This is a genomic window from Mesorhizobium sp. WSM3859 (assembly GCF_002295065.1).
Taxonomy (GTDB): domain Bacteria; phylum Pseudomonadota; class Alphaproteobacteria; order Rhizobiales; family Rhizobiaceae; genus Mesorhizobium.
This window is the reverse complement of record NZ_NSGG01000009.1, coordinates 79,876-99,867: the sequence shown is the minus strand read 5'-3', so window position 1 is coordinate 99,867 and position 19,992 is coordinate 79,876. Positions and strand designations below refer to the sequence as shown.

16 protein-coding genes are annotated in these 19,992 nt (G+C 64.8%); 2 read left to right on the top strand and 14 right to left on the bottom strand.

All coding sequences use genetic code 11. From position 1 onward, the window contains the following. Positions 1-11 precede the first annotated feature (11 nt). From CK230_RS19830 to CK230_RS19820, 3 genes are all read right to left on the bottom strand, one after another. Positions 12-776 carry an SDR family oxidoreductase gene (locus CK230_RS19830; RefSeq protein WP_095818829.1) on the bottom strand — a complete coding sequence of 255 codons (765 nt, stop codon included), beginning with the start codon at positions 774-776 and terminating at the stop codon, positions 12-14. Positions 777-861: 85 nt separating this feature from the next. Beyond that, a complete protein-coding gene (locus CK230_RS19825; protein WP_095818828.1) occupies positions 862-1,752 on the bottom strand; it encodes a DUF427 domain-containing protein in 891 nt (296 codons plus the stop codon). Positions 1,753-1,754: 2 nt separating this feature from the next. Beyond that, the gene (locus CK230_RS19820; protein ID WP_095818827.1) at positions 1,755-3,413 is read right to left on the bottom strand and encodes an ABC transporter substrate-binding protein; all 1,659 of its coding nucleotides are present in this window, start codon (positions 3,411-3,413) and stop codon (positions 1,755-1,757) included. Between the two features lie 130 nt (positions 3,414-3,543). On the opposite strand from CK230_RS19820, the gene CK230_RS19815 reads away from it, so the two are divergent. Beyond that, a complete protein-coding gene (locus CK230_RS19815) occupies positions 3,544-4,452 on the top strand; it encodes a LysR family transcriptional regulator (RefSeq protein ID WP_095818826.1) in 909 nt (302 codons plus the stop codon). 6 nt (positions 4,453-4,458) lie between these two features. Here CK230_RS19815 and CK230_RS19810 read toward each other — a convergent pair whose 3' ends face one another. The 8 genes from CK230_RS19810 to CK230_RS19775 all read right to left on the bottom strand — a co-directional run bounded on the left by CK230_RS19810 (position 4,459) and on the right by CK230_RS19775 (position 14,182). Then, positions 4,459-6,492, bottom strand: a complete 2,034-nt coding sequence (locus CK230_RS19810; RefSeq protein WP_095818825.1) for an ABC transporter ATP-binding protein — start codon at positions 6,490-6,492, stop codon at positions 4,459-4,461. Continuing rightward, a complete protein-coding gene (locus tag CK230_RS19805; RefSeq protein ID WP_095818824.1) occupies positions 6,485-7,375 on the bottom strand; it encodes an ABC transporter permease in 891 nt (296 codons plus the stop codon). The genes CK230_RS19810 and CK230_RS19805 overlap by 8 nt, the downstream gene beginning before the upstream one ends. Beyond that, complete coding sequence (locus tag CK230_RS19800; RefSeq protein ID WP_095818823.1) at positions 7,372-8,325, bottom strand: ABC transporter permease; 954 nt, start codon at positions 8,323-8,325, stop codon at positions 7,372-7,374. Before CK230_RS19800 ends, CK230_RS19805 begins: the two co-directional genes overlap by 4 nt. A gap of 70 nt (positions 8,326-8,395) precedes the next feature. Next, entirely contained in the window at positions 8,396-10,057 is a 1,662-nt protein-coding gene (locus CK230_RS19795) for an ABC transporter substrate-binding protein (protein ID WP_095818822.1), read from the bottom strand. Positions 10,058-10,299: 242 nt separating this feature from the next. Beyond that, a complete protein-coding gene (locus CK230_RS19790) occupies positions 10,300-11,484 on the bottom strand; it encodes a mandelate racemase/muconate lactonizing enzyme family protein (RefSeq protein WP_095818821.1) in 1,185 nt (394 codons plus the stop codon). Position 11,485: 1 nt separating this feature from the next. After that, a complete protein-coding gene (locus tag CK230_RS19785; RefSeq protein WP_095818820.1) occupies positions 11,486-12,589 on the bottom strand; it encodes a mandelate racemase/muconate lactonizing enzyme family protein in 1,104 nt (367 codons plus the stop codon). Between the two features lie 15 nt (positions 12,590-12,604). After that, positions 12,605-13,294, bottom strand: coding sequence for a GntR family transcriptional regulator (locus CK230_RS19780; protein ID WP_095818819.1), 690 nt, complete (start codon positions 13,292-13,294; stop codon positions 12,605-12,607). 96 nt (positions 13,295-13,390) lie between these two features. Continuing rightward, entirely contained in the window at positions 13,391-14,182 is a 792-nt protein-coding gene (locus tag CK230_RS19775) for a 2OG-Fe(II) oxygenase (protein ID WP_245429979.1), read from the bottom strand. A 99-nt stretch (positions 14,183-14,281) separates the two neighbouring features. On the opposite strand from CK230_RS19775, the gene CK230_RS19770 reads away from it, so the two are divergent. Beyond that, positions 14,282-15,211 (top strand): LysR substrate-binding domain-containing protein, encoded by a 930-nt coding sequence (locus tag CK230_RS19770; protein ID WP_095818818.1) that lies wholly within the window; start codon positions 14,282-14,284, stop codon positions 15,209-15,211. Between the two features lie 71 nt (positions 15,212-15,282). Here the strand turns inward: CK230_RS19770 and CK230_RS19765 are convergent, their stop codons facing one another. Genes CK230_RS19765 through CK230_RS19755 form a run of 3 tightly spaced genes read right to left on the bottom strand, consistent with a single transcriptional unit; the run spans position 15,283 to position 19,897 of the window. Further along, entirely contained in the window at positions 15,283-16,431 is a 1,149-nt protein-coding gene (locus tag CK230_RS19765) for an efflux RND transporter periplasmic adaptor subunit (protein ID WP_095818817.1), read from the bottom strand. 35 nt (positions 16,432-16,466) lie between these two features. Further along, positions 16,467-19,664, bottom strand: a complete 3,198-nt coding sequence (locus CK230_RS19760; protein WP_095818816.1) for a multidrug efflux RND transporter permease subunit — start codon at positions 19,662-19,664, stop codon at positions 16,467-16,469. Next, positions 19,658-19,897, bottom strand: a complete 240-nt coding sequence (locus tag CK230_RS19755; RefSeq protein WP_095818815.1) for a hypothetical protein — start codon at positions 19,895-19,897, stop codon at positions 19,658-19,660. Before CK230_RS19755 ends, CK230_RS19760 begins: the two co-directional genes overlap by 7 nt. Positions 19,898-19,992 lie beyond the last annotated feature (95 nt).

The following is a 19,992-nucleotide window of genomic DNA, read 5'->3' as shown; positions in this document are numbered from 1 at the left end:
ACCCCGCCAGTCTACCAGCAGACGTAGCCGCCATCGACGATCAGGTCGAGGCCGGTCACGAAGCTGGACGCGCGGCTGGCCAGGAACACGGTCGGCCCGACCATTTCCTCCGGCGCCGCCATGCGCCCCATCGGCGTGTCGCGCTTGAAGATCTTTATTTCCTCCGCGACCTCGGGCCGCTTGTTCATCGGCGTCAGCGTGTAGCCCGGGCTGACGACATTGACGCGCAAGCCGCGGTCCGCCCACTCCATGGCGAGGCTCTTCGACATATGGATGACGGCGGCTTTTGAGGAATTGTAATGCGCCTGCGTCAGCCCCCGGTTGACGATGGTTCCCGACATCGAAGCGATGTTGATGATGGAGCCCGCGCGCCGGGGAAGCATGACGCGCGCTTCGGCCTGACAGGACAGGAACACGCCCGCGACATTGACCTCGTGCACCTTGCGCCACTTTTCCAGCGGCATGGTCTCGGCCGCTTCCGATCCGGCAATGCCGGCATTGTTGACGGCGACGGTCAGCGCGCCGAGTTCGGCCTCCACCAGATCGATCGCCGTCGCGAGGTCGGTCTCGGAGGTCACCGTGCCGGTCAGCACCAGCGCCTTGCGGCCGAGCGCCTTGATTTTCTCGGCAGTCTGTTCAAGCCCGCCGTTCGAGGCATGGCCGAAACAGGCGACATCGGCGCCTGCCCCGGCCAACCCGATCGCGATCGCCTGACCAATGCCGCTGCCGGCGCCCGTCACCAGCGCCACGCCGCCGTCCAGTTTGAAAAGATCCATCGTACCCTCCCTGATTGCCGGAAGGTATGCGCTGAATGGCGCCTCGATCAAGCGGCCTGATCTGGCCGGCCGGAGGCATCGAGGCTCAGAAATACCCGTCCGACGCCGCCGTCGCTTCCTTGGGGATTTCCACCCCGTCGACCAGGATCTTGTCGACCAGCTCGTGATGGAAGCAGACCAGGCCCTTGATCCGCTCGGCCTCGTGCACCGGCTCGGGATAGTACCAGACCAGGTTCTCGTGCCGCTTCTTCGGCGTCGTCACATGATAGTAGTTGGAGATGCCCTTATAGGGGCAGCGCGAGATGTAGCGGCTAGGCGAAAACATATCGAGCCTGGTGTCCGAGATCGGCAGATAGTGACGCACCGGATGTCCGGTCTCGAACAGGAACACGCCGCGCCGTGAATCGGCGACCTGCTCGCCGTCGAGGATCACCTGCACGCGCCGCGACGAGGGCAGGCAGTCGACGCGGCGGAACGGATCGCGGGCATGGACGAAGATCTCCTCGTCCTCCTCATACCAATGCGTCATCTTCGGCCAGTAGAAGGAGATGTAGTCCTGGATCGGCGGGCAGCCCTTGACGGGATCGAGGTAGCGCCAGGCGCCGTCCTCGACCAGCGTGATGCCGGTGTTGAGCGAGTAATGCGTGGCGACACCCTTGAACGGATCTTCCGTCGTCGTGCGGCTGGGCAGCAGGAACTCCTCGCGCACGTCGCTCATCGGGAAGTAGTAGACCGGCAGGTGGTCGCTCTCCTGGAACACCAGCGCCTTGGTACTGTCGGCGACGATCATCGGCCCGACCTGCACCCTGATCCGCTTGGGCGAGGGCAGGGTGAAGGCGACATAGCCCGGTTCGAACTCGTACTGCACGATGCTGTCGAGGATCGGGAAATGCGGCCCGCGGCCGCGCAGATGGGGCTTGCGAATGGTCGTCGTCCTCTTCTCGTCGTTTGCCGCCGGGCTCTTGCGCGCGCTCATGGTCATGATGCCACCGATACGCGATCGAGCAGCAGGCCGGCGGCGATCGGCGGCACGCCGCTGACAGTCTTGCGCACCGGTACCAGGAGGTCCGGGAAATAGCTGAATATCACCGGTGTCTCGTCGAGCAGCAGCTTCTGGATGTCGGAAGCGGCCTTGCGCTGGGAGTCGAGGTCGAGCGCCTTGAGATAGCCGGCGACCAGTCCGTCATAGGCGGTGTTCTTGAAATGCGCCGCGTTCCACGGCCCATCGCTGACCAGCGGGCTCTTGAGAAAGACGTTCGGCACGCTGCGATGCGCGTAGTCGGTGATGCCGAGCGGGCTGTCCAGCCAGTCCGACTGGCCGAATACCGCCTTGCCGTAATATTTGTCCTGATCTTCGATGTTGAGCGAGATGCGGGCGCCGATCTCCTTGGCGAAGTTCTGGAACAGCTGTGCATAGCCCGGAATGTCGGAATAGCGCAGCGTCGTCAGCGTCATATCGAAGCCGCTGCCAAGGCCGGCCGCTTCCATCAGCTGCTTGGCCTTGGCGATGTCCTGCGCACGTTGCGCCACCGACTTGTCGGTGACCGGGAAGGCCGGCGCGAAGGGGCTGTCATTGCCGGTCGCGGCCATGCCACGGCAGAGCCCATCGACCAGCTTGGAACGGTCGATGCACAAGGCCAGCGCCTGGCGCACGCGCTTGTCGGTGAAGGGCGCCATGTCGCAGCGCATATGCAGCTGGCGATGCGCGGTCGAGGCGACGCGCAGCACCTGGATGTCGGGGTTGCCCAGCACCACCTGGCTGACGTCGAGCGGGATGGCGTCGAGCACGTCGACCTCGCCCGCCTGCAGCGCAAGAATCCGCGGCTGCACATCGCCATAGAACTTGAACTCGAGCCGGTCGGGCAGGGCCATGTCGCCCCAGTAGTCGGGATTGCGCACGAAGCTGGCGCCGACCTTGGGCGTATAGCTTTCGAGCCGGAACGGACCGGTGCCTTCGAAGGTCTTTTCGTAATCGCCCTTGTAGCTCGCCGGCAGGATGACGGCGTTGTAATTGTCGATCGACACCGAATAGGGGAAACTGCCGTTCGGCGTGTCGAGATGGAACTCGACCGTGTGGTCGTCGATCTTGCGCGTGCCGCCCTTCGATAAGAGGCCCTTGAACACCGACAGCGCGTTGGACGGGCCGTTCGGATCGGCGAGACGATCGAAGGTCGCCACCACGTCGTCAGCCTTGAAGTCCTCGCCATTGTGGAATTTCACGCCCTTGCGCAGCTTGAAGGTCCACACGCTGCCGTCGGCATTGGGCGACCAGTTTTCGGCCAGCACCGGCTTCAGCGTCAGGTCGGGCTGCGTCACGCACAGGAATTCGGCCACCTGGAAGACCAACTGATAGCTGCCGCTGTCATAGTAAGTAACCGGGTCGATGGCGCCGCCGGGCACTGCGACGCCGGCGCGCACCGTGCCGCCGGGCTTGCCTTCGGCGCGTGCCTGTGGAGCGCCGAGGCCGACCGCCGAAGCGATGCCGCCGAGGAAGGGCAGCGACAGGCCGAGCACGCTGCCATGGCGCAGGAATTCGCGCCGGCCGATCCTGCCGGTGAGCAATTCGTCGATAGCGGAATTTTCGATTGCGCTGAGTTGCTTGCGAGCGGCGTCGATCATCCTGAAATGCTTGGGCATGGCGGCATTCCTTGTTTTGTCGCGGGGGCTTTGTTGACATTTAGGCCATTGTTGACCGCGACCGGAAAGCGATATTTTTTGATTGAGGCCATCGAAGATTTCGATGGCGGTAGCTCAAGGACAGGGGACCATGGATACCGAAAATCTGCGCAGTTTCCTGGAGGTCGCGGCGCATGGCAGCTTCACCGTCGCTGCCCATCGGCTGAACCTCGCCCAGTCGACCGTCAGCGCGCGCATTCGCGGCCTAGAGGAACAGCTGGGGCGAAAACTGTTCGTGCGCGACAGCGACGGCGTCACGCTGACGCCTGCCGGCCGGCAGTTCCTGCCGCATGCCTCGACGATCACCCGCACTTGGGAGCAATCGCGCCAGGATATCGCCGTTCCCGACGGCTATGAGACGCTGCTCAGGCTGACCGCGCCCGCCTATCTCTGGGACAGCATCACCTCGCCCTGGATCGACTGGATGCGGCAGCGGCGGCCGAATGTGGCGCTCAGGCTGGAAGGCAGCTTCCCGGATCTGGCGATCGACCAGATCGCCGAAGGCCTGCTCGACATCTGCATCCTCTATCTGCCCAAGCCGCATCCGGGCATCGTCTATGAGACCTTGGCGGTCGACCAGGTGGTGCTCGTCCAGCACGCCGAGCAGCCCGGATCATGGACCGACAACTACATCCTGATGGATTGGGGGCTGGAATTCCGCATCGAGCACGACCGCGCCTTTGCCGATGTCGTGAAGCCCGCGATTTCGGCCGGGCTGGTCTTCATCGGCCTGCAGCACGTCCTGTCGCGCAAGGCGGCCGCCTATCTGCCGCTCAGCGCGGTGAGCGCGCATATCGAGCGCGGCGAGCTGCGGCGCGTCGAGGATGCGCCGGTGTTCCAGCGCCCGATCTATCTCGCCTATCCCGCCAACCCGGCATCGTCCGATGCTCTCGACATTGCACTCAAGGGTCTCCGCATGCTGGTCAAGGACTGGTCCGAAGCAAGCGGCTTCGCCGAGGCCGACCGCGCCCTCAGCATGGCGGACGCGCCTCTGCCTTGATTGCTGTTACGCCGGCTCCACCACCTTCGGCTTCTGCAGCCGCGCCAGTTCTGCGTAAGGGATATGGCAGCGGATCGTGTGCCCTGGCTGGGCCTCCGTCAGCTCCGGCTCCTGTGTCTCGCAGATGGCGCCGATCTTGCGCGGGCATCTGGTGTGGAAGACGCAGCCCGTCGGCGGGTTGGCCGCGCTCGGGATCTCGCCGTCGAGGCGGATGCGCGAGCTCTCGGTGCGGTCGAGTTGTGGAACCGCCGACAGAAGGGCTTCGGTGTAAGGATGATGCGGACCGGAGAACACCGCCTCCGACGGCCCGAACTCCATGATGCGGCCGAGATAGAGCACCGCGATCTTGTCGGAGAGATAGCGCACCACGCCGAGGTCGTGCGAGATGAAGATGTAGCTGACATCCTGCCTCGACTGCAGGTCGGCTAAGAGGTTGAGGATCGCCGCCTGCACCGAGACATCGAGCGCCGAGGTCGGCTCGTCGCACACCACAATGCGCGGTTCGCCGGCAAAGGCGCGCGCGATCGCCACGCGCTGCTTCAGGCCACCCGACAGCTGGCGCGGCTTGACCGCGAGATGCCGGTCGGTGAGCCGCACCGAGCGGACCAGCTCTTCGAGGCGCGTGTCCAGCGTCTTGCCGCTGAGCCCGCCCAGCCGCTTCAGGGCACGGCTGAGGATATGCCGGATCGAATGCGAGCGGTTGAGCGCGGAGTCCGGATTCTGGAAGACGATCTGCACCGCCTTGACCTGCTCTTCCGAGCGGCTGGCAAGCCGCGGCGCCAGCTTCTTGCCTTCGAGCTCGATCGAGCCGCCTTCGTCGGGCGGGACAAGGCCGAGCAGTAACCTCGCGAAGGTGGTCTTGCCGCTGCCGGATTCGCCGACCAGGCCAAGCGTCTCGCCGGCCCTCAGGCTGACCGAGACGTCTTTCACCGCCCGCAGCGGGCGGCCGTGGCTGGCATAGGTCTTGTTCAGCCCTTCGACCTGCAGCACCGGTGGCGCCTGCTTGGGTGCTGCGGCAACGATCTCGGCGGGCGTGGCGCGCGGCAGCGACTGCGCCTTGTCGTGATAGTGGCAGCGCGACAGGCGGCCGCCGCCGGGATCGTAGAGCGGCGGCGGCTCGGCGCGGCAGCGCTCGGTGGCCAAAGCGCAGCGGTCGGCGAAGGCGCAGCCGACGATAGTGGCGCCGATGCCGGGCAGGAAGCCGGGAATGGTATCGAGGCGACCCTGGTCCTTGCGCTGGCCGCCGCGCGGCAGGCAGCGCAGCAGCGCCACCGTGTAGGGATGGCGCGGATCGTTGAAGACGTCCTTGGTCGAGCCTTCCTCGACCAGCATGCCGGCATAGAGCACGCCGACGCGGTCGCACATGTTGGACACGACGGCGAGGTTGTGGCTGATGAACAGGATCGAGGCCGACAGCTCGCGCCGCAATTGCCCGATCAGGTCGAGCACCTCGGCCTCGACCGTGGCGTCGAGGCCGGTCGTCGGCTCGTCGAGGATCAGCATCGAAGGGTCGTTGGCCAAGGCCATCGCGATCGCCACGCGCTGCTGCATGCCGCCAGAGAGTTGATGCGGATAGCGCTGCATGACGCTTGCCGGATCCGAGATGCGCACGCGGTTCAGCATGGCGAGCGCCTTGTCCTCGGCCGCCTGTCCGGTGACGCCGGCAAGCTCGAAGATCTCGGTCAGCTGGCGCCCGATGCGCAGCGACGGGTTCAGTGCCTTGCCGGGGTCCTGATAGACCATCGACACGCTGTCGGCGCGGGCGCGCCGCAGCGCTTCCGCGTCGAGCTTCATCACATCCTTGCCGTCGAGCGCGATCGAGCCGCCGGTGATCGAGCCGTTGCGCGGCAGGTAGCGCACCACCGACAGCGCCACGGTGGATTTGCCGCAGCCGGATTCGCCGACCAGCCCATAGGCCTCGCCGGCCTTGATGGTTAGGTTGACGTTGCGCAGCACCGCGCGGTCGCGGCGGCCGACCCGATAGGCGACCGAAAGGTCCTTCAGCTCAAGCGCGTTGGCGGGGTGGCTTGGCTCAGTCATTGAACGCTCCATGCACGCCGTCGGCCACCAGATTGACGCCGATCACCAGCGAGGCGATGGCCAAGGCGTCGAACAGCACCGTCCACCAGAAGCCGCCGCCGATCATGCCGTAATTGGAGGAGATCGACAGGCCCCAGTCGGGCGAGGGCGGCTGGATGCCGAAGCCCATGAAGGAGAGCGTGGCCACCGCGAAAATGGCGTAGCCCAGCCGCACCGTCGTCTCGACCAGGATCGGCGGGATGACGTTGGGCAGGATCTCGACGAACATCGTGTGCAGCGCGCCTTCGTGGCGCAGCTTTGCCGCGGCGACATAGTCGAGCTCGCGTTCGGCCAGCACCGCCGAGCGCACGGTGCGTGCGATGATCGGTGCGAAGCTCAGGCCGATGACGACGATGACGGTGATCTTCGAGGTGCCGAGCGCAACGATGGCGAGCAGCGCGATGATGACCACCGGGATCGCCATGAAGGCTTCGAGCACGCGGCTGACGATGTCGTCGACGATGCCGCGGAAATAGCCGATGACGAGGCCGAGCGCGGTGCCGGCAAGGGTCGCAAGGATCGTCGCCAGCGGCGCCACCGTCAGGATGTCGCGCGAGCCGACGATGACGCGCGAGAAGACGTCGCGGCCGAGCTGGTCGGTGCCGAACCAGTGGTCGGCCGCCGGCGGTGTCAGCGAGTTGATGATGTCGCTTTCGAGCGGATCGTAGGGCACGAAGTGCTGGCCGAACAGCGCGCAGACGACCCAGAACAACAGGATGAAAAGCCCGGTCAGGAAGGTGCCGGACCTGAAGAGCGAATGCAGCACCTCGCCCCAGGGGCTGCGCCGTGTGGTGTCGGGCGCGGAAGGCGCCGGCAGGCTGGCGGGCGTGTCGGTCGCGCTCATTGTTCTGCTCCCAGCCGGATGCGCGGATTGAGCACCGAATAAAGGAAGTCAGCGACCAATGTCGCCACCGCATAGACGATGCCGATGGTGAGAATGCCGGCTTCCAGCATCGGGAAATCCTTGCCGCGCGCGGCGGTGAAGATCAGCGAGCCGATGCCCTGGTAGCGGAACAGTGTCTCGATCACCACCAGGCCGCCGATGAGATAGCCGGTCTGGGTGGCGATCACGGTGATGGTCGGCAGCAGCGCGTTGCGCAGCACATGCCGCCAGATCACCGTACGCCAGGGCAGGCCTTTCAGCACCGCGGTGCGCGTGTAGTCGGAATCCAACGCCTCGATCATGCCGGAGCGCGCCATGCGCGCGATATAGCCGAACAGCACCAAAAACAGCGGCAGCGAGGGCAGGATCAGGTAATAGAGCTGGGTGAAGAAGCCGGCGCCTTTCGGCCAGGCGGCGGCGATCGGCAGCCAGCGCAGCCACACCCCGAAGATCAGGATCAGGATGATGCCGGTGACGAATTCCGGCAGCACCGTCACCGACAGGCCGCCGAGGCTGATGATGCGGTCGAGCGGCCGGTTGAGGTTCAGCGCGGCAATGACCCCGCCAAGGATGCCGATCGGTACCACCAGCACGAAGGCGACCAGCGCCAGCTTCATCGAATTGCCCAAGGCATCGATGACGAAGGGCGCGACCGGCGCGCGAAAAATGTAGGACGTGCCCATGTCGCCATGCAGGAAATTCCAGATCCAGGTGCCGTACTGAACGAGCAGCGGCCGGTCGACGCCGAGCGAGTGGTTGAGCGCGTCGACGGCGCGCTGATCGGCGAACGGCCCCAATATGGCGCGCCCGACATTGCCCGGCAGCACCTGGCCGCCAAGGAAGACCATGACGCTGAGCAGGAACAGCGTGACGAGCGACAGAGCCAGGCGCCGGACGAGGAAGACGAGGATGGCGAATACTCCTATTGGAGCCGGCTCTCCGTGGAGAGCCGGCTGTCAGGGATATGCTTGTTCGCTCTCGTCAGGCCTTCGACGCCTTGTCGAGGAACAGCTGCGACATGGCGGTGGGCTGCACGCCCGTCACGCCTTTCGCCGTCGCCGTCAGGTAGTCGTAGAAATAGCCGAAGATCACAGGCGTTTCCTCGAGCAGCAGCTTCTGGATCTTGCCCGCGGTGGCCTTTTGCGCCTCGAGGTCGAGGGCCGCGATATAGCTGGTCGCCAGCTGATCGTAGTCCTTGTTCTTGAAATGCGCGGCGTTCCAGGTGCCTTCGCTCTTCAAGGGCGCGGCGAGATAGACGTTCGGCACGCCGCGATGGCCGTAGTCGGTGATGCCCATCACGGAATCCAGCCAGTTCGACTTGCCGAACACCGCATCGCCGTAATACGCGCCCTGGTCGAGGATGTTGAGCTCGAGCTCGATACCGATCTCCTTGACCCAGTTCTGGATGAGCTGGGCGTATTCCGGGATTTCCAGATAGCGCTCCGTGGTCAGCGTCACCTTGAAGCCCTTGCCGGCCCCGGCGGCCTCCATCAGCTGCTTGGCCTGCGCGATATCCTGCTCGCGCTGCGGCACGCTCGGGTCGGTCGACGGATAAACGCCGGCGAACGGGCTGTCGTTGCCCTCCTGGGCGCGTCCCTTCATCAGGCCGGCGACGAGCTTCTTGCGGTCGATGCTGAGCGCGATCGCGCGGCGCACGCGCGGATCCTTGAACGGATCGGCATCGCACTGCATGTGCAACTGCTGATGCGCCACCGACTTGAGGCTGATGATGTCGACATTCGGATCGTTGAGCAGGCCGACGCCGGCCAGCACAGGCATCTGGTTGATGATGTCGATCTGGCCGCCCTGCAGCGCCAGGATCTGCGGCTGGATGTCGGTGAAGAAGGTGAACTCGGTGCGATCCGGCAAGGCCTTGTCGCCCCAGTAATCGTCGTTGCGCACGAAGGAGGCGCCGACCTTGGGCGTGTATTTTTCCAGCTTGAACGGACCGGTGCCGTCGAAGCTCTTCTCGTAGTCGCCCTTGTAGCTCGCCGGGATGATGACGGCGTTGTAGTTGTCGGACGACACCATGTAGGGGAAGTTGCCGTTCGCCGCGTCGAGATGGAATTCGACGGTGTAATCGTCGACCTTCTTGGTGTTGCCCTTCTGCAGGATACCGGTGAACACCGACAGCGCGTTGGACGAATTGGCCGGATCGGCGAGCCGGTCGATGCTGGCGATCACGTCCTCGGCCTTCATCTCGCCGCCCGAATGGAATTTCACGCCCTTGCGCAGCGTGAAGGTCCACACCGTGCCGTCGGCATTCGGCTTCCAGCTTTCCGCCAGCGCCGGCTTCAGCACCAGGTCCGGGCCGTCGACGCAAAGGAATTCGGCCACTTGCTGCATGACGAGCAGGCCGCCGGCGTCGGCGATGGTCACAGGATCGATCGCCGCTGCCGGCACGCTGCTGCCAATGCGGATGGTGGCGCCGGGCGCGCCGGCGCGCGCGAGCGAGGGCGCCGCGCCGAAGCCCGCGGCCATGCCGACGCGGCCGAGCAGCGGCAGCGACAGGCCGAGCAGGCTGCCATGGCGCACGAATTCGCGGCGGCTGATGCGGCCGTCGACAAGGCCGTCGATGAGATGGTTTTCAAGTGGCGTGCGGCCGCGCCGCAGCAGATCGAGAATGCGATAGTTCTTGCTCATGGGTCTGAGCCCTTTCCCCAGTTTGTTGTGGTTGGCGAGTGCCTTCAAATTGACGAGTGCCGTGGAGTTCTCCTGTTCCCCGCTCTCGTCAGTATCGGTCGACGTACAGTAGCATGCGGCTCCGACCGGTCCATCCGCTGGTTGGGATGGAAAAGTCAGATTTTCTTGATGAATTGTCTGTCGGCCAGGCGACTTGTGGCCGCCCTTTTCCGGATAAGTTCTGCTAGCTTTTCGACGTCCTCCTAAATCAGCGGCAGTCGGCGGTAGGTCCCGGGCTTTTCCGGGTCGTGATATTTGTTGCAGGGGCCATTTTCGACGAAATCGCGATTGCAGGCGGCAAGCCTTTCCTGCGACAGAGTGACCCCGAGGCCGTGGCCCTCGGGCACCGGCACAACATTGTTCTTCGGCGCGAACGGGCCTTCCTCGATGATGTCCATCGGCTGCATGCGAAACAGCGACTGGTTGGGCTCCCTGATCCAGCCGAGCGCGGCGCACAGATGCAGGTAGCAGGCGCTGCCGATGCCAGTGTCGCCGCTGTAGCACCAATAGTCGATGCCGGCATGCTCGCAGGCGCCGACGAAGCGCAGCATGCGGTTGATGCCGCCATGCGCCGTCGGGTTGCCGACGAAGGCGTCCGGCACCTTCAGCTCCATAGCGCGGGCGATGTCGATGTTGTGGGTCGAGAACGGGATCGAGGTATGCCTGCGCAACTCCCGCATCTCCTCGATCGTCGCCACCGGGTCTTCCCAGTTGCGCACGCCGAGCTCTTCCAGCGGTCGCGCCAACTGTCTGGCGGTCGCCAGCGAATAGGCCTGGTTGGAATCGACGCGGATCATCGGCTTGTCGCCGAGCTTCCTGCGGATCAGCTCGACCATCTTCATCGAGACCCTCGGGTCCTGCGTCGAGAATTTGCCCTCGAAGAAGGTCGTGCCATGGCGCTCGTGGAGTTCGAAGCAATAGTCGGCGACTTCTTCCGGCGTCTTCTCGCCCTTCACCCTGGCGCCATCGCCGCGCAGTGAGAAATAGTCCGTGAAGGGAATGTCTTTGCGCACCGCGCCGCCGAGCAGTTGATAGAGCGGCTGCTTCCACGCCTTGCCGCGCAGATCCCACAGCGCCATCTCGATGGCGCCGAAGGCCATGATGCGGGTGCGGTCGTTGATCGACTGCACGCCGCTCCAGAACGGCAGGCAGACTTCCTCGGCGCCGGCGATGTCGAAGGCGTCGCGACCGGCGAGTCTCGGCGCCAGCACGTCGTTGATGACCGCCGCCGCGCCCGGCGTCGGCGCCTCGCCGATGCCGACAGGCCCATCCTCGGTCTCGACTTCGACGATGGTCGGCGAAAAGCCGTCGAGCTCGCCAAAGACCCAAACGTAAGGCGCTTCCAGCCGGTAGTTGATCGGTGTCGCCTTGACGCGCCTGATCTTCATGTCAGCCGATCTCGAAGAAGGGCTCGCCGAGCAGGCCGGGGTCGACATCGATGCCGAGGCCGGGGCCGTCAGGAATGCCCATATGGCTGCCGGTCACGGGTGGTGCATTCTTTGCCGTGCGCACCGTCACCCATTCGTGGAAGGCGATGGCGTGCAGCCGGCGCTCCGCCGGTGTCGACAGCGACAGATGCGCCATCGCGGCGGTGTCGATCTCGGCGCCACCCGTGTCTTCGACCGTGATCATGAAGCCGAGATCGACGGCGACGTCGCGGATCAGCCGCGTCTGCGTCACGCCGCCCAGCCGCGAGATCTTCAGCGTCAGCCCGTCGGCGGCGCCCCTGCGATGGATTTCCAGCATCTCGCCTAGCGACGTGACCGATTCGTCGAGCACCATCGGCTTGTCGAGCATGCGGCGCACCGACATGTTCTCATCCAGCGTCGTGCAGGGCTGCTCGAAGGTGTAGTCGATGCCGCGCGTGGCGTCGGCGAATTGGCGGGCCTGGTAGGGCGTCCAGCCGGCATTGGCGTCACAGAAGATCACCGTGCCTTTGGGCACCGCCGAGGCAACCGTCGTCACCCGCTCGATGTCGTCATGCACATTGCCGCCGACCTTGACCTGCAGGCGCCGGCAGCCTTCGGCGATGATCCGCTTGGCAAGCGCGGCCATCTGGTCGAGCGTGCCGTGGGTGACGACCCGATAGGTCTCCGCCATGTCGCTCTCGCGGCCGCCGAGCATTGTCACCAGCGGCACGTCGGCCGCACGAGCGGCGAGATCCCAGCACGCCATGTCGAGCGCCGACTTGATGTAGGTGTGGCCCTTGAACACCGTGTCCATCAGCCGGCCGATGCCGGCCAGACCGCGCGGATCCTGGCCAATGAGATGCGGCGCGATTTCCGGCACACCGGCTCGGGTGCCCGCCGGGAACGCGGCCGAATAGAAGTTGCCGAGCGGCGCCATCTCGCCCCAGCCGGTCACGCCGCTGTCGGAGGTGATGGCGACGATCACCGCGTCGAAACAGTCGGCGACGCGCCCCTTGGACATGCGGTAAGGCCCGTCCACGAAGGGCTGGACGACATGGTAGGCCTTGATGCTCTTGATCTTCACTTTGCTGTCCGTCTGTCAGTTCTTCGATGCGCGCTTTTCGAGGCCGCGCGCATAGGCAAGAAGCTCCTCGAAATCGAGGTCGATATGCTCGCGCGCATGGCACTGGGCGGCGCGCATGTCCGAGTCCTTGAGCAGTGCCACATAGGTTTCGTGCACATCCTCGGCCGGCACCGGCTCGTTGCGTGCGCGCTGATGCAGGGCGAAGTACATCTGCAGCCGGCTGGTCAGCCGCTGCCAGGTCTCCAGAAGCACCGAATTGTCGGCCCACTCATAGATCAACCCATGCAGCTGCAACGCCGTTTCGATCTGGCGCGTGGTGTTCTTCGCGCGCGTCGCCTGCTTCACCGCCTCGTGGCGGCGGTCAAGCTCGTCGAAGAAGCGCGCGTCGCGCTGCGGCCAGGCGAGTTCGATGGCGAATTCATCGAGCACCTTGTTGAGGGAATAGGCATCGATGATGTCCTTGGCGGTGACGTCGATGACGAAGGTTCCGGCATAGGCGATGCTGGTCAGGATGCCTTCCTGCACCAACTCGCGCATCGCCTCGCGCAGCGGCGCGCGGCTGACCCGCATCTGCTCGGAAATCCTGAGCTCGTTGAGCTTCTGCCCCGGTTCCAGCTGTCCGGTCAGGATGGCGCGCCTGAGCAGGGCGACGATCTCCGCCCTGCGCGTCGTATCCGCGATCGGACTGAAATCCAGCTTTGCCATGGGACGACCCCCCGGGAGGAATTTCCGCAAGACAAGCAGATTGTCGACAATCTAACAAGAGCTGATTTCCACAAGCTCGGATTTTAAATCGCAGCCTCAGGCGGCACGTCCGTAGAACCCGATCCTCTCCTCATCGGTGAACATCACGCCGGGACGTTCGTAGTAGGAGAACACCGCGATCATGCGCTCACGATTGCCCTCAACGGTGGTGACGCGGTGCGCGGTGTTCTTGCCGCGGAAGACGTTCAGCGTTCCGGCCTTGATGCGCAGGATTTTTGCCTCGGGGTCGCGCCCCTCGAGCAGCTTCGCCACGCCGTCATAGTTCGGGTCGCTGTCCGAGCGCAGGTCGGTGCGGTATTCGAAATCGCCGCCGACCTCGGGCGCTTGCAGCAACAGCGTCGTGGTGAATTCCGAGCGATCGAAATGCCAGTTGAGCGCTTCGCCGGCGCGGTAACCCATGACGTTGGCGCGGGCGAGCGGATCCTGCATGACATGCAGTTGCGGCTTGTCCATCGCCGCCGCCAGGAACCGCACCATCGGCTCGTATTCGTAGATCGACAAAACCGTGCTGCCCGGGATCTGGTCGGCACAGACCGTATGGCTGATCGTCTCGACCTTGCGCAGCGCCGGATGGTCCGGTGCGAGCTCCGGGATCGACGGCTTGAAGTAGATGTTGTGCATGCGCTTGTGGACATGCGAGCGGGTGTCCATCACCGGCCGAATCTCCGCGACCGCCTTTTCGGCGATGCCGGGGCGGAGGAAGCCTTCCAGGTTGAACATGCCGTTTGCCGCGAGCGCCGCCTTGGAATCGTCCACCAGGCGCTGCCATTCAGGGCTGCCCTCGCGGTTCAGGGGATAGCGGTCCAGGTCGAGAATGTCTTCGATCATTGCGTCCTCCAAAAATCTGAAATCACTACCGCAAGGAAAACTTTGCCGCAACGCGGAAAATTGTTAGGCTCCGCCAAGAAAATCTTTCGGGGGCAAAACGTGGAAAAGCTTCCGCCATTGAATGCGATGAGGGCTTTCGAGGTCGCGGCCCGCGCCGGCTCCTTCACGCTTGCCGCTACCGAGCTCGGTGTGTCATCGGCCGCGGTCAGCCAGCAGATCCGCAATCTGGAAGACTGGTTCGGCAAGCAGCTCTTTATGCGCAACGGCAACCGTATCGCGCTGACCGATGCCGGTCATGCCATCTATCCGCAGACGGCGCGGGCGTTGGGCGAGATCGCTGCGGTCGGCCGGCGCATGCTGGAAGGCGGCTTGCGGACGCGCCTCGTGGTCAGCGTGCCGTTCTCCCTGGCCGAGTTGTGGCTGACGCCAAGGCTTGCGGTGCTGCTCGACGGCTTTCCGCAAATGGCGATCGATGTCCGGGTCGAGGACGATCCCGTCGATGTGGTGCGCCAGAACATCGACCTGCGCATCTCCTATGGCGATTATCACTACCCGGCGCTGAAGATGGTGCGGCTGGTTCATGACGAGGTGCTGCCTGTAGCGTCGCCCGACTTCTGGCAACGCCACGGCGCCGCCGATCTGGCCGATGTGCATGAGAGCCATTTCATTCACACCAACTGGGGTCCGAACTATGCCTCGCATCCGAGCTGGGCGGACTGGTTCGCGGCCGCCGGCGGCAGCCGCGCGCCCGACCCGTCGCATGGCCGCCGGGTCGGCCTGTCCAGCCTGGCGATCGGCGCCGCGCGGCTGGGCCTGGGCATAGCTTTGGGACAGAAGGTGATGGCAAACGCGGATGTCGAAGCCGGCCGATTGATCGCGCTGTCTTCCGTCTCCGTCCGCCTCGGTCAGCCTTATTGCGCCTTCATGCTGCCGGCGAAGGCGGAACGCGCCGACATTGCCGGCCTCGTCGAATTGCTGGCGAGCAATCCCGGCAGGCCCCGCACGGAACCGGCATCGGGAGCCGCCTGACAACTCAAAACGAAACGGCGCCCTCGACGTGGGAGCCGAGGGCGCCGTCGGACCGGAACTGATGGGGGTTATCAGCTGGCCGGTTTCGGTTGCGGCAAGGGAGAAACCGGCATTCCGGGTCCGATCTTCTGCAGATTGCCCGTGATCACCTGGTCGGTCTCGGAGATGCCGGAGGTCACGGAAATCAGGTCGCCGTCGGTCGGCCCAAGCGACACCAGTTTCTGGTCGACCGTGTTGCCCTTGCCCAGCACATAGAGGTACTTGCCGAGCTGGCTGGAACCCAGCGCCACCTGCGGCACCATCAGCGTGTTGGGCTGCTCCTTCACATGCAGCCGCACCCGCACATATTGCCCAGGCAGCAGTGTGAACTTGGCGTTGCCGATCGTGGCGCGCGCCGTGATCGTGCCGGTCGAGTGGTCGATCGTGTTGTCGATGAAGGTCAGCTCGCCCTTCTGGCTGGGCACCGTATCGCCGGGCAACAGCACGTCGACGGCGACCGGACCATTGGCCTTGGCCTGCTCGATCTGCACCAGGTCGGTCTCGCTCGGGTTGAAGGTCACATAGATCGGGTCGAGCTGCACCAGCGTGTTGAGCACCGTGCCGGCGACGCTGACCAGCGTGCCGACCGAGGCCTGGTTGCGGCCGATGCGGCCCGGGAACGGCGCCTTGATCTCGGCATAGCCGAGGTTGAGCTCGGCCGTCCGCACCGCCGCCTGGTCGACGGCAAGGGCGGCCTGGGCCGTGCGCAGATTGCTGGTGCGCTGGTCGAAGCTGTCCTTGTCGAGATAGCCGGCCTTGGCGAGGTCGCTACCGCGGCCGAGATTGGACTTTGCGTATTCGAGCGTCGCGGTATCGCGCTGCACCTGCGCCTTCGCCTGGTCGAGCGCGGCCTGATAGTCATCGGGCGCGATGCGGTAGAGCATGTCGCCCTGCTTCACGTCGCTGCCGTCGGCCGCGGTCTGCTCCTGCAGATAGCCCGGCACGCGCGCCTGCAGCGTGATGCTGCGGATCGACTCGACTCGCGCGGCGTAGTCGAGATAGATCGGCAGCGTCTTCTTCACGACGTTCACCACCGGCACCGGCATGACGAAGGCCGCCGGGGCGGGCGCTGCGCCCGCCGTGCCGCCGCCGAGATAGCCCGGATTCAGCAGGTGGACGCTTGCCACCGAGATCGCGCCAAGCGCAACGGCCGTTCCTAAAGCGATTTTCCATTTACGCATTTTGGTCTCCAATCCTATTCGGCCGCCTGGGCGAGCTATTCAGCCGCCTGGGCGAGCGGCTGAAGCGCCGGCTCGGCGGTCGGTTCAATGTCTTGCTGCTGAGGGGCGTCGTGGTGTCCCTTGGCTGGTTCTTTCTCGCCGCGCTCGCGCAGCTGTTCGATCACCGCGTAGAAGACTGGCACGAAGACCAGCGACAGGATGGTCGCCGCCACCATGCCGCCGAAGACGGTGGTGCCGATCGACTGCCGGCTGGCGGCGCCCGCGCCCGTCGCGAACATCAGCGGCAGCACGCCGAGGATGAAGGCGAAGGCGGTCATCAGGATCGGCCGCAGCCTCAGCCGTGCCGCTTCCATCGCCGCTTCGACGATGGTCAGGCCTTCCTCACGTCGCCGTCTGGCGAACTCGACGATCAGGATCGCGTTCTTGGCCGCGAGGCCGATCAGCATGACGAAGCCGATCTGCGAGTAGACGTCGATCTGCATGCCGCGGAGCAGCAGCACCACGAAGGCGCCGAACAGGGCGAGCGGCACGGCGAGCAGCACCATGAAGGGCATCGCCCAGCTTTCATACTGCGCCGCCAGGATCAGGAAGACGAAAACAATCGCCAGCCCGAACACGACCGAGGCGATCGATCCGGCCTTGAGCTCCTGGAAGGTGATGCCTGTCCATTCATAGCCGAAGTCGCGCGGCAGAACGTTGGCCGCCGCCCGCTCCATGGCAGCAACAGCCTGTCCGGACGAGAAGCCGGGGGCAGCGCCGCCATTGATCAGGGCCGAGGCATTGTTGTTGTAATGCGGCACGGTCTCCGGTCCGACGATCGGCACCAGCTTGCCCAGCGTGCTCAGCGGCACCATGCCGCCCGAGGCGTTGCGCACATAGAGCCGCGAGATGTCGGTCGCGTCGGCGCGCGCGTCCTTGTCGGCCTGGATGGTCACACGGAAGGTGCGGCCGAACAGGTTGAAGTCGTTGACGTAGAGCGAGCCGAGATAGATCTGCAGCGTGTTGAAGACATCCGGCAGGTTGAGGCCGAGAAGCTTCGCCTTGCTGCGGTCGAGGTCGTAGTTGAACTGCGGCGTCGAGGTCGAGAAGGACGAGAACAGCTGCTGCGGGTTGAGCTCCGGCTGCTTGCGGGCTTCCGCAATCAGCGCCTGCGTCACGTCGTTGAGCGCGGCACTACCGCGTCCCGACAGATCCTCCACCTGGAACTCGAAACCACCGGTGGTGCCGAGGCCCGGGATCGACGGCGGATCGAAGGACAGCGCGAAGGCTTCCGGGATCTGCAACAGCTTGTTGCGCACATCGGCGACCAGCTTCGAGGCGTTCTGGTCAGGTCCGCGCTCGTCCCACGGCTTCAGGATGGCGAATTCCACGGCCGAGTTCGACTGCGCGGCGCTGGTCAGGAAGTTCAGGCCACTGATCGAGCCGACGATGTCGACGCCGGGCGTGTTCTGCAGGATGTCACGCGCCTTCTGGGCCACCGCGTCGGTGCGTTCGAGCGAAGCGCCGTCGGGCAGCTGGATGACGACGAAGAAATAGCCCTGGTCCTCGACGGGGAGGAAGGTCGAAGGCAATTTCTGCCAGACGAAATAGGTGGCGACGAGGCCGGCCGCGAACAGGCCGAGCATTATCCAGCGAAGCTTGATCAGGATGCGCACGCCATGCGCATAGGCATGCGACAGCCAGTCGAAGCCGGCATTGAACCAGCGGAACAGCACGAATTGCGTTTCGCCGCGATGGCGCAGGAACGCGGCGCTCAGCGCAGGCGACAGCGTCAGCGAGTTGAAGGCCGAGATGCCGACCGAGATCGCCACCGTCAGCGCGAACTGGTTGTAGAGCCGGCCGGAAACGCCGGGGATGAAAGCGACGGGGACGAACACCGCCATCAGCACCGCCGTGGTGGCGATGATCGGCCCGGTCACCTCGGCCATCGCCGCGCGCGTCGCGGCAAGTGGCTTCAGCCCGGCCTCCAGCTGTCGCTCGACATTCTCCACCACCACGATGGCGTCGTCGACGACGAGGCCGATCGCCAGCACCATGCCGAGCAGGGAGAGCATGTTGAGCGAGAAGCCCAGCATGTACATGACCGCCAGGGTCGCGACCAGCGAGACGGGAATGGCGATGGTCGGAATGATGGTCGTGCGCCAGCTCTGCAGGAAGATGAACACCACCGCCACGACCAGCACCAGCGCTTCGCCGAGCGTGATCAGCACGTCATGCATTGAGGCCGACACGAAGCGTGTCGTGTCGTAATGCATGGCGTAGTGGACGCCCTTCGGGAACCGCTGCGACAGCTGCTGCATCTTGTCCTTGACCCGCTGCTGCAGGTCGAGCGCGTTGGAGCCGGGCATCTGGTAGACGGCAAGCACCACGGTCGGGTCCTTGCCGAAGAACGCGGATGACGAATATTGCAGCGCGCCGAGCTCGATGCGGGCGACGTCGCGCAGCCGCACGAGCGAGCCGTTCTGCGAATTGGCGCGCACGACGATGTCGCCGAATTCCTTGGGGTCGCTCAGGCGGCCGACCGCGTTGACCTGCATCTCGAAGGCGGTGCCGGCGGGCGCCGGCGACTGGCCGATCTTGCCGGCCGCCACCTGCACGTTCTGCTCGGCGATGGCGTTCTGCACGTCGACGGCGGTGATGCCGAGATTGGCCAGCTTGTCCGGATCGAGCCAGACGCGCATCGAATAACGGCGCTCGCCGAAGATCTGCACGTCGCCGACGCCCGCCAGGCGCTTCAGCGGATCGACCACCTGCAGATAGGCAAGGTTGCTCAGCGCCACCGGATCGACCGAGCCGTCCGGCGAGGTCAGGTCGACGATCAGCACGAAATTGGGGTTCTGCTTCTTGATCGTCACGCCGCCCTGGTTGACGATTGCCGGCAGGGAGGATGCCGCTTGGGAGACGCGATTCTGCACGTCGACTGCCGCCGTGCTCAGCGGATAGCCGACATCGAAGGTGATGGTGATGGTCGAGGAGCCGTCATTCGAGCTCGTCGACGACATGTAGGTCATGCCTTGCACGCCGTTGATCTGCTGCTCGAGCGGCGTGGTGACCGTATCGGCCACGACCTGCGCGCTGGCGCCCGGATAATGGGCGCTGACCACGACCTGCGGCGGCGTGATGTCGGGGAACTGCGAGACCGGCAGCAGGAAATAAGCGATCGCGCCGGCGAGCACCATGATGATGGCGATCGCCGATGCAAAGATCGGACGGTGAACGAAGAAATTTACCATGATGCGGACGCCTCGCCGAAGGTTTTTCCGAAATGGCGCAGGCGCCGGGCCCGGCCGGAGCCGGAATCCGCCAGGAAGGATGGCAGGACTTCATCGTCCGGCGCCTGTTCCGCCGCGCGCTGGCGCAGCATCCGCTCGAAGGCTTTGGGGTCGATCCCGTCCGCCTTCATCACCAGCCGGATCATCGGATCCCGGACGGCTTCGTCGATCGTCAGGTATTTGCGCTTTTGCATAGGAGCGGCTCCTTGCTCGGTCCGCATCAATTGATCACGGACCGCTTTTCTCTTTTTTCACCGGCCGGAGCCGCATGACAGGCTATTTTTTCGTC

Bases quoted from the DNA above. Each gene is read 5' to 3' on its own strand.
- CK230_RS19775 (WP_245429979.1), bottom strand. From the start codon at position 14,182: ATGATCGAAGACATTCTCGACCTGGACCGCTATCCCCTGAACCGCGAG.
- CK230_RS19795 (WP_095818822.1), bottom strand. From the start codon at position 10,057: ATGAGCAAGAACTATCGCATTCTCGATCTGCTGCGGCGCGGCCGCACG.
- CK230_RS19830 (WP_095818829.1), bottom strand. From the start codon at position 776: ATGGATCTTTTCAAACTGGACGGCGGCGTGGCGCTGGTGACGGGCGCC.
- CK230_RS19760 (WP_095818816.1), bottom strand. From the start codon at position 19,664: ATGGTAAATTTCTTCGTTCACCGTCCGATCTTTGCATCGGCGATCGCC.
- CK230_RS19820 (WP_095818827.1), bottom strand. From the start codon at position 3,413: ATGCCCAAGCATTTCAGGATGATCGACGCCGCTCGCAAGCAACTCAGC.
- CK230_RS19790 (WP_095818821.1), bottom strand. From the start codon at position 11,484: ATGAAGATCAGGCGCGTCAAGGCGACACCGATCAACTACCGGCTGGAA.
- CK230_RS19765 (WP_095818817.1), bottom strand. From the start codon at position 16,431: ATGCGTAAATGGAAAATCGCTTTAGGAACGGCCGTTGCGCTTGGCGCG.
- CK230_RS19810 (WP_095818825.1), bottom strand. From the start codon at position 6,492: ATGACTGAGCCAAGCCACCCCGCCAACGCGCTTGAGCTGAAGGACCTT.
- CK230_RS19755 (WP_095818815.1), bottom strand. From the start codon at position 19,897: ATGCAAAAGCGCAAATACCTGACGATCGACGAAGCCGTCCGGGATCCG.
- CK230_RS19780 (WP_095818819.1), bottom strand. From the start codon at position 13,294: ATGGCAAAGCTGGATTTCAGTCCGATCGCGGATACGACGCGCAGGGCG.
- CK230_RS19825 (WP_095818828.1), bottom strand. From the start codon at position 1,752: ATGAGCGCGCGCAAGAGCCCGGCGGCAAACGACGAGAAGAGGACGACG.
- CK230_RS19815 (WP_095818826.1), top strand. From the start codon at position 3,544: ATGGATACCGAAAATCTGCGCAGTTTCCTGGAGGTCGCGGCGCATGGC.
- CK230_RS19805 (WP_095818824.1), bottom strand. From the start codon at position 7,375: ATGAGCGCGACCGACACGCCCGCCAGCCTGCCGGCGCCTTCCGCGCCC.